Below are 7871 nucleotides of genomic sequence, written 5' to 3' on the forward strand. Positions count from 1 at the left end.
GGGTGCGGTGGGCCTTGTTCATGGTCACCACGCGCGGCAGCGGGTCGGCGCCATAGACGCCGGAAAAGTCGGTGGCGATCCTGACGCCAGCGGGCGTCTCGATGATGTAGGTCGAATGGCCGGCATAGGTGATCGTAACGTCGCCGTCGACGAAAGCCTCGGCCAGCAGAGGCGTCTGCGCCTTTGGCGCTGTGAAGCTGGCATAGGTGGCCGACGGCAGCGCTTCGGCGATCGCAACGCATCTCGATGGCGGCGGCTCTTCCTGGGCCGACGCGGCGAACGGCCAGAAAGCCAGGGTCAGCAGAACGGCAGCAGATAGGCGGAGCATGACTGCCTCCCGTGGCAGGATCGGCGCTCATGCTACGATAACGCTAGCAATTGCGATGGCTATCGTCGGGACAGTCACGTTTTCGCGAGCGCCGGAGGGGTTGGTAGTCTGGACCTTTTGTCCCGACTTGCGCGACAAATCGCGCGGAATGGAACGCGCCATGGCTCGGCCTCCCGACTGACATCGCCAGTGATCACGGCGTCGGACGGAAGACGCCGTTCTCGTCGCGCTTGAGCGGTGCGGTTTGCCGGGAAAGCGGCACACCAGGCGCTTCGGTGACCGAAACGCCCTCCGTCCAGTCGGCGGGTGCAATAGCGATGTAACGCGCATATCCGCCTGACCCACCGAGCGGCTTGGCAAAGCCGATTGTGACCAACGCCCCGGCCTCTGGCACCTTATCGAGATTTGCAACGCCTTCTGCCTGCGTGAAATCGTTGTGAAGCAGCCAATGTTCGCCTTCGAGATTGGGCGTGGTGTCGGTGTCGAGCGGCTCATGACCATGAAACAGAATCTTCCGCTCCAGATGCAGAAACTTCAGCGCGTTCAAACTGACGCCTGGAAACGGCTTCTGGTTGAAGCGGGGGGCATCGGACCATTTCTTGTGCCAATCCGAACGCACAAAGACGACCGAACCCTCCGGTATGCGGCCGTGCTCCTTTTCCCATTCTTCGATGTCAGCGACCTGGAGGTGATAGCCTTCGTCAGTCTGCACCTTGCCGCTGATGTCGATTACGACGAGCGGCCGCACGGCATAAGTGGCCGGCAGGTCGCTGATCGTTGCACCGAGTGGGTTCCAGTGGGAGGGCGGATCGAGCTGCGTGCCATACTGGTCCGTCGTCAACTCGTAGGCGCTCGCGACGAACCCATGCTTGTCGTAGGTGAACTCTTCGCCGGCCTTAACGTAGCCCTCGATATCCTTGCCGGCGACAGCCGGTTTGAACTTAGCATTTGCGAAGCCTGGCCATACGGGCTGCACCGGCTCGAAGGCATGGGTCAGATCTATGTACTTGGCCGATTTGAGCGTGTTCTCATAAACCGACCAAAGGGACGATTCCTGCGCCACCGCGATCGCGGGCACTGACCAAGCGGCTCCGAGTAAGGCGATACGAGCGAATTGAGATACATTCATCTGCAATCTCCCCTAGACGTCGCCGAGTATCGCGAGTTCCCCGCAGGACGACAAGCATATGCATTCCTCGCAGGAGTGTCGCGCCAATACGGCTTCCACCAAGCCGCTTTCCGCCCACGGCTTGCGCGCCGCCTCATCCCAGCGGAGGACGCGCTCTTCCCTCGTCCGCTTACCGGAGAGGGACGCCCTTCACTTCACCGGCGCCACCCAGATCTCGGCGTCGAGCCTCTTGGTCGCGAGGCCGCGCGCGATGGCTTCGGCGCTGCGGGCGTTTTTCGACATGGCCACGGCCTGACGCTTGCTGATCACCAGCCCTTCGGCCAGTGCCCGGTTTCCCGAAAACACCCACGACAGGAACGGCACACGGCTGCCGCGCGCCCGCGAGAACCGCGCCGGCATGGTTTGCCTGGCGGTGTGGGCGACGACCTCGTCGATCCAGCCCTCCGCCAGCCGTGCGCCCGGCTCCAGCAGCAGCAGCCAGTCGCCCTTGGCCTGCCTGATGCCGGCAGCAATGCCACCGCTCGCCACATAAAGGCAACCGGCATGTTCGGCAACGCGGTGCGTCTGGTCGGTCGAGCCGGTGTCGCAGACGATGACATCGCGCACCACGCCCTCGACCGCGCCGCCGATCAGCGAGGCGAGCGTGCGGGCAAGTCTTTCCTCGTCATTCAGGGTCTGGATGAGAACGCTGAGCATCGTTAGCCGAATACCGGAAAGCCGGGCGCAGCGCCAGTTTTTGCGTCGCATCATAAAATTGTTCTTGATTTGTTCTAGCAGACGAAATAGGAATAATTTCATGAACAGAGCGATTCGACAGCCAGCCGACAGTCCCTGGGAGAGGGCGAAAATGGAACAGATCGTGCGTGCCGACATTGCAGCCTTCGGAGCAGGAAGAGCCGAGATGGCCAATGCGATGATCGAACAGAGCGGGATGCGCGTGCGTCCGGAGCGCAATCGCGGCCGTTCCGCGGGCATCAATCCGTCCGGGCGGTTCGAGCCGGTCAGCCGGCATGTCTTCGACGACGGCTGGAATTCGCTGGAGGAGTTGCCGCCGTTCAAGACGGAGGTGCAGGTCGAGAAGCCGCGCACCATCATCACCCGCAACGAATCACCCGATATTTCCTTCGACCGCTCGATCAACCCCTATCGTGGCTGCGAACATGGCTGCGTCTACTGTTTCGCCAGGCCTACGCATGCCTTCATGGGGCTGTCGCCGGGGCTGGATTTCGAATCGAAGCTGTTCGCCAAGCCGGATGCGGCGCGCATGCTCGACAAGGAACTGTCGAAGGACGGCTACCAGCCGCGCACCATCGCGATCGGCACCAACACCGATCCCTACCAGCCCATCGAGAAGCAGTACCGGATCATGCGCGAGATCCTCGAAGTGCTGGAGGCGCGCGGCCACCCGGTCGGCATCGTCACCAAATCCGCGCTGGTGACGCGCGACATCGACATCCTGTCGCGCATGGCCGAGCGCGGACTAGCCAAGGTGGCGCTGTCGGTGACGACGCTCGACCGCATGCTGGCGCGCACCATGGAACCCCGCGCCTCGACGCCGAGCAAGCGGCTGGAGGCGATCAGGCGGCTTTCGGATGCCGGCATTCCGGCCTCTGTCATGGTCGCACCGATCGTCCCTGGCCTTACAGACCAGGAGATGGAGCGCATCCTCGATTCGGCCTACGCGGCGGGCGCGCGTGAGGCGGGCTACGTCCTGCTGCGGCTACCGCTGGAGGTCGCGCCGATCTTCAAGGATTGGCTGCTGCGCCATTATCCCGACCGCTATCGTCACGTGATGTCGCTGATCCGCTCGATGCGCGACGGCAAGGATTACGATTCGGAATGGGGCAAGCGCATGAACGGCTCTGGCCCGTATGCCTGGCAGATCGGCCGGCGCTTCGAGATCGCCGCCAAACGGCTTGGCCTCAATGCCGAGCGGCGGTCGCTCAGGACCGACCAGTTCGTCGCTGCGGCCAAGGCAACCGAGCAACTGATGCTGCTTTGAAGGCATCATGTGCCGCAGCAGCCGGCGGCACATGGAAAAATCCCGTCCGGCCTGTCCTGTCCCCGGGCTTGCAGACGGTGCCCTCCGAGTCCGGTGCCTCACCGACCCGGAGGGGCTTGCGGAGAATCGGAGCCGATGCGAACCTCGCCGCAACATGGCTCGCGCGCGTTCTGATTCTCCGCTTCTCTTCGAAATCGTCGAGAGACCCGATTTCTCCTTCGAGACGAAGGCGATGGCCGAAGGCCTGTGGCCGGTGGCGGGAATGGACGAAGCCGGCCGCGGCCCGCTCGCCGGGCCAGTCGTCGCGGCAGCGGTGGTACTCGATCCCGCCAACATTCCCGATGGTCTCGACGATTCCAAGCGCCTCAGCCATCTGCAGCGCGAGGCACTGTTCCTGAAAATCCTCGGCTCCGCTCTTGGCGTGTCGATGGCCTCGGTCAGCGCGGAAGGCATCGATGGCAGCAATATTCTCAAGGCCAGCCTCGAGGCGATGCGCCGCGCTCTGGTCGGGCTCTCGGTGCAGCCAAAGCTGGCCCTAGCCGACGGCCGAGACGTGCCGCCCGGACTGCCATGCGAAGGAAGAGCGCTGATCAAGGGCGATCAACGCTCGCAGTCGATCGCCGCCGCCTCGATCGTCGCCAAGGTGATGCGCGACCGCATGATGTGCGGCTGCGGCAGCCATCACGCGCATTACGGGTTCGAACTGCATATGGGCTACGCCACGGTCCGCCACCGCACCGCAATCGAGATGCATGGACCGGTGGCGCGGCTGCACCGCGCGTCCTTCGCACCGTTCCGGCTTGGCGGAACCGAAGTGCTCGATGAAGAGAGCCTTTCCGGCCTGGACTAGCGAAAGCGGTGCTAATCTCCTCCCTTGAGGGGGAGATGGCCGGCAGGCCAGCGGGTGTCGCCGCGCGTGAAGCGCCGACCTTCTCTTTCATCCGACGTGTTATCCGATGTGACGTCGCGACGCTGAGGCGACCCCCTCTGTCGCCTTCGGCGACATCTCCCCCTCAAGGGGGGAGATTGTGCGCTCGACCGTTTTCGCCAATCTCCACTGTCGCCCAACAAAAAAGCCGCCAGGTTTCCCGGGCAGCTTTCGATGGCTTCTGGATGAAGTCGCTTAATTCAGCTTGGACTTCACTTCCTGAAGCGAGGCCTTGAACAGGTCGGCGCCGGCCTTTGCGTCAATCTTGCCGGCGAGCAGCGTGCGGGCGGCTTCGACGGCGATATCGACGGCGCTGGCGCGCACCTCGCTGATCGCCTCGCGCTCGGCCTGACCGATCTTCTGTTCGGCAAGCGCGGTGCGCCGGGCGACATAGTCCTGGGTCTTCTTGTGCGCCTCGGCAGCCAGCATGTCGGCCTCGCGCTTGGCGGCGGCGACGATGTCGGCGGCCTCCTGCTCGGCTTCCTTGCGCTTGCGCTGGTATTGACCGAGCAATTGCTGGGCCTCCTCGCGCAGCCGGCGAGCTTCTTCAAGCTCGTTGCTGATCTTGTCGGCGCGGGCGTCGAGCGCCTTGGCAATCAGCCTCGGCACCTTGATGTAGAGGGCAATGGCCAGGAAAATGACGAGGGCAACGGTGGCCCAAAGCGTCGCGAGTGATGTGGCGTCCATGATGCGCTCCTCACCGGGCCACGGATTTGACGGCTGCCGCGATCTCGGCCTTGCTGGCCTTGCCGCCGACAAGCGCCTCGACGATGGCCGAAGCAGTGTCCTCGGCGATCGTGCCGACTTCCTTCATGGCATTGGCCTTGATGGACGAAATGCGAGCCTCGGCTTCGCCAAGCTTCTGGTCAAGCGCTTCCTCGACCTTCTTGCGGGCGGCTTCGACTTCAGCCTTGGCGGAATCGTTGGCCTGCTGACCGATCGCATTGGCCTTGGCCTTGGCCTCCGCCAGCTCCTGCTCATAAGCGGCAACGGCGGCATCGGCCTCGCCCTTCAGTCTGGCGGCATGATCGAGATCTTGGGTGATGCGGTCGTTGCGGACATCGATGATGCCGCCGACACGCGGCATCACCACCTTCTTCAGGAAGAGGTAGAACAGCCCGAAGGTGATCGCCAGCCACAGAAGCTGCGACGGGAATGTCGCCGGATCGAATGGCGGGAACACGCCGTGCGCCTCGGCAGGCACGCCGGTCCCGGAATGCGTATCGCCTTCCGTGCCGGTATGGCCGCCTTCAACGGCGGGTGCGGACTCTTGCGCAAAGGCAGATGTCACCAACATGGACTATCCCCTGATATCAGGCCTGCCGCCGATTGCGGCCGGCCCGTCCAATTCCCAATCTTAGCCGAACAGGGGCTCAGCCGAACAGGGCCAGAAGCGCGATGAGAAGGGAGAAGATGCCCAGCGCTTCAGTCACGGCGAAGCCGAAGATCAGGCGGCCGAACTGGCCATCCGCAGCCGACGGGTTGCGCAGCGCGCCCGCCAGATAGCTGCCGAAGATGTTGCCGAGGCCAATACCGGCGCCACCCATGCCGAGGCATGCGATGCCGGCGCCGATGAACTTTGCTGCTTCTGCTTCCATTTGTTCAACTCCTTTGGATCTAAAATTCCGTTGCAATTCCATCCGGCAGCAATGCCGGAAACTCTTGGCCAGCCTGGGTCAGTGCCCGGGATGCAGGGCGTCGTTCAAATACATGCAGGTCAGCACGGCAAAGACGTAGGCCTGCAGGAAGGCGACCAGCAATTCCAGCGCCGTCAGCGCCACGGCCATCGCCAGCGGCAGGACCGATCCGGCAACGCCGAGCGTGCCAAGCGCGCTCAAGCTCACCACGAAGCCCGAGAACACCTTCAGCGTGATGTGGCCGGCCAGCATATTGGCAAACAGACGAACCGAGAGGCTGACCGGGCGCGAGACGAAGGAAATCACCTCGATCAGCACCACCAGCGGCAGCAGGTAAATCGGCACGCCATGAGGGACGAACAGTTTCAGGAAACCGAGGCCGTGCTTCATGAAGCCGTAGACGACGACAGTTCCGATCACCAGCGCGGCAAGGCCGAAAGTGACGATGATGTGGCTGGTGACGGTGAAGAAATACGGGAAAAGACCGAGCAGATTGGCAACGAGCACGAACATGAACAGCGAAAATACCAAGGGGAAGAACTTCATGCCTTGGGTTCCGGCCGCGTCCCTCAGCATGTTGCCGACGAATTCATAGGCCATTTCGGAGACCGACTGAAGACGGGTGGGAACGAGGCTGCGGCTCGAGGTGGTGAGATAGAGGAACGCCGATGCGACGGCGACGGTCGCGACCATGAAGAGCGCCGAATTGGTGAAGGACAGGTCGTAGCCGCCGATCTCGATCGGAATCAGCTTGTTGATATGGAACTGGTGGATCGGATCGACCTTGTCAGCAGCCACTTTAAATCCCCATCAAAGCCGCACGCGGCTTTAGTGTCCTGTTCACTGCGCCGGCAAGCGGCGCCTCAAGTTCATTCTTTCGGATCGCGGGTTTTGTCGCCCTGTCCGAATTCCGCCATAAGTCCCGCGGAGCGCAGGACATTGAGAACGCCGGCGCCAAAACCCAGCAGCAAAAAAACGATCAGCCCCCATGGCGAGGTCCCCGCCAGACGGTCGATGATCCAGCCGAGACCAGCGCCAACCACTATCCCGGCGATGAACTCGCTGGATAGCTTGAGCGCCTGGCCATATCCGGCCGCACTGCCCGCTTTCGCGTCGTCTTTCCCCTCGAGCCGGCCCGGCCGCCTTGTCGCAAGCGATGCTTCAAGGTTGCGCCGGCGGCGCTCAAGATCGTCGTCGCGGATGTCGGCTTGACGCTGTTTGCCGCGGCCGGTTTCTCCGGTTCCGTCTGGCCCGTTGGTGTCGGCCATCGCAACCCCCTTGCCCGGTCAGATCGTCGCCGTCCGTCCGCTCTTAAGTCGCCGGCAACATAGTTAGAGGGTCCGCGCCCGTCAAGCCACGGGCGGGACTTCAGCCTTAAGTATTTTCCCTATTTAAATCAAGCTCTTGCCAGGGTGCGACATCGTGCCCGCTACCGTCGTTGGCGTGCCGCGAGCGAATCCCTCCGGCAGCGGGTCCTCGATCGGCCGCGCCCGGGGCCTTGCCGGAGCGCTCAGCTCCAGCCGCCGCCATAGGTGCGGTAAAAGATATGCAGGCCGATCTTGGTCATTTTTTTCATCGTTCGCGCCCAACCCGGGTTGACGTAGTTGGCGTAGTAATGGGTCGACGATCCGACTTCCGGGATGAAGATCTTGCCGGCAGTGACCGCCATGGCGATATCCTGCGCGGTCTTGTAGTGGGAGGGGCTCTGGATACGCTTCTTCCTGCCGTCGCAAGCGAAGGAAAACTGGCAACGGTTGAACCATTTGTCGTTCTGATAGACGACGCCGCAGATCGAGCTCGGATAGGCCGGATTGCGAACGCGATTGAGGATGACCTGGGCGACGGCG

10 protein-coding genes and 1 pseudogene are annotated in these 7871 nt (G+C 62.8%); 2 read left to right on the forward strand and 9 right to left on the reverse strand.

The features are described 5' to 3' along the window. From EOA86_RS13810 to EOA86_RS13820, 3 genes and pseudogenes are all read right to left on the reverse strand, one after another. Positions 1 to 328, reverse strand: a pseudogene (locus EOA86_RS13810) (MBL fold metallo-hydrolase); the annotation flags it as partial. A 193-nt stretch (positions 329 to 521) separates the two neighbouring features. Continuing rightward, a complete protein-coding gene (locus tag EOA86_RS13815; protein WP_348633346.1) occupies positions 522 to 1406 on the reverse strand; it encodes a cyclase family protein in 885 nt (294 codons plus the stop codon). A 240-nt stretch (positions 1407 to 1646) separates the two neighbouring features. Next, a complete protein-coding gene (locus EOA86_RS13820; protein WP_128342151.1) occupies positions 1647 to 2153 on the reverse strand; it encodes a glycosyltransferase in 507 nt (168 codons plus the stop codon). A 151-nt stretch (positions 2154 to 2304) separates the two neighbouring features. Here EOA86_RS13820 and EOA86_RS13825 point away from each other — a divergent pair, with 151 nt between their 5' ends. Then, the gene (locus EOA86_RS13825) at positions 2305 to 3459 is read left to right on the forward strand and encodes a PA0069 family radical SAM protein (protein WP_128342153.1); all 1155 of its coding nucleotides are present in this window, start codon (positions 2305 to 2307) and stop codon (positions 3457 to 3459) included. A gap of 154 nt (positions 3460 to 3613) precedes the next feature. After that, a complete protein-coding gene (locus EOA86_RS13830) occupies positions 3614 to 4309 on the forward strand; it encodes a ribonuclease HII (protein ID WP_029355520.1) in 696 nt (231 codons plus the stop codon). Between the two features lie 273 nt (positions 4310 to 4582). Here EOA86_RS13830 and EOA86_RS13835 read toward each other — a convergent pair whose 3' ends face one another. From EOA86_RS13835 to EOA86_RS13860, 6 genes are all read right to left on the reverse strand, one after another. Further along, positions 4583 to 5074: a F0F1 ATP synthase subunit B gene (locus EOA86_RS13835; protein ID WP_128342154.1), complete on the reverse strand. Its 492-nt coding sequence runs from the start codon at positions 5072 to 5074 to the stop codon at positions 4583 to 4585. Between the two features lie 10 nt (positions 5075 to 5084). Further along, positions 5085 to 5684, reverse strand: coding sequence for a F0F1 ATP synthase subunit B (locus EOA86_RS13840; protein WP_128342156.1), 600 nt, complete (start codon positions 5682 to 5684; stop codon positions 5085 to 5087). A gap of 76 nt (positions 5685 to 5760) precedes the next feature. Further along, positions 5761 to 5985: a F0F1 ATP synthase subunit C gene (locus tag EOA86_RS13845; RefSeq protein WP_023799397.1), complete on the reverse strand. Its 225-nt coding sequence runs from the start codon at positions 5983 to 5985 to the stop codon at positions 5761 to 5763. A gap of 78 nt (positions 5986 to 6063) precedes the next feature. Beyond that, positions 6064 to 6822: a F0F1 ATP synthase subunit A gene (locus tag EOA86_RS13850; RefSeq protein WP_029355511.1), complete on the reverse strand. Its 759-nt coding sequence runs from the start codon at positions 6820 to 6822 to the stop codon at positions 6064 to 6066. Positions 6823 to 6893: 71 nt separating this feature from the next. Continuing rightward, positions 6894 to 7292 (reverse strand): AtpZ/AtpI family protein, encoded by a 399-nt coding sequence (locus tag EOA86_RS13855; RefSeq protein WP_128342158.1) that lies wholly within the window; start codon positions 7290 to 7292, stop codon positions 6894 to 6896. A gap of 242 nt (positions 7293 to 7534) precedes the next feature. Then, positions 7535 to 7871: cell wall hydrolase (locus EOA86_RS13860; protein WP_164891742.1), on the reverse strand; the 337-nt coding region annotated here is incomplete at its 5' end.

This window comes from Mesorhizobium sp. M5C.F.Ca.IN.020.32.2.1, from assembly GCF_004023105.1.
Taxonomy (GTDB): domain Bacteria; phylum Pseudomonadota; class Alphaproteobacteria; order Rhizobiales; family Rhizobiaceae; genus Mesorhizobium; species Mesorhizobium wenxiniae.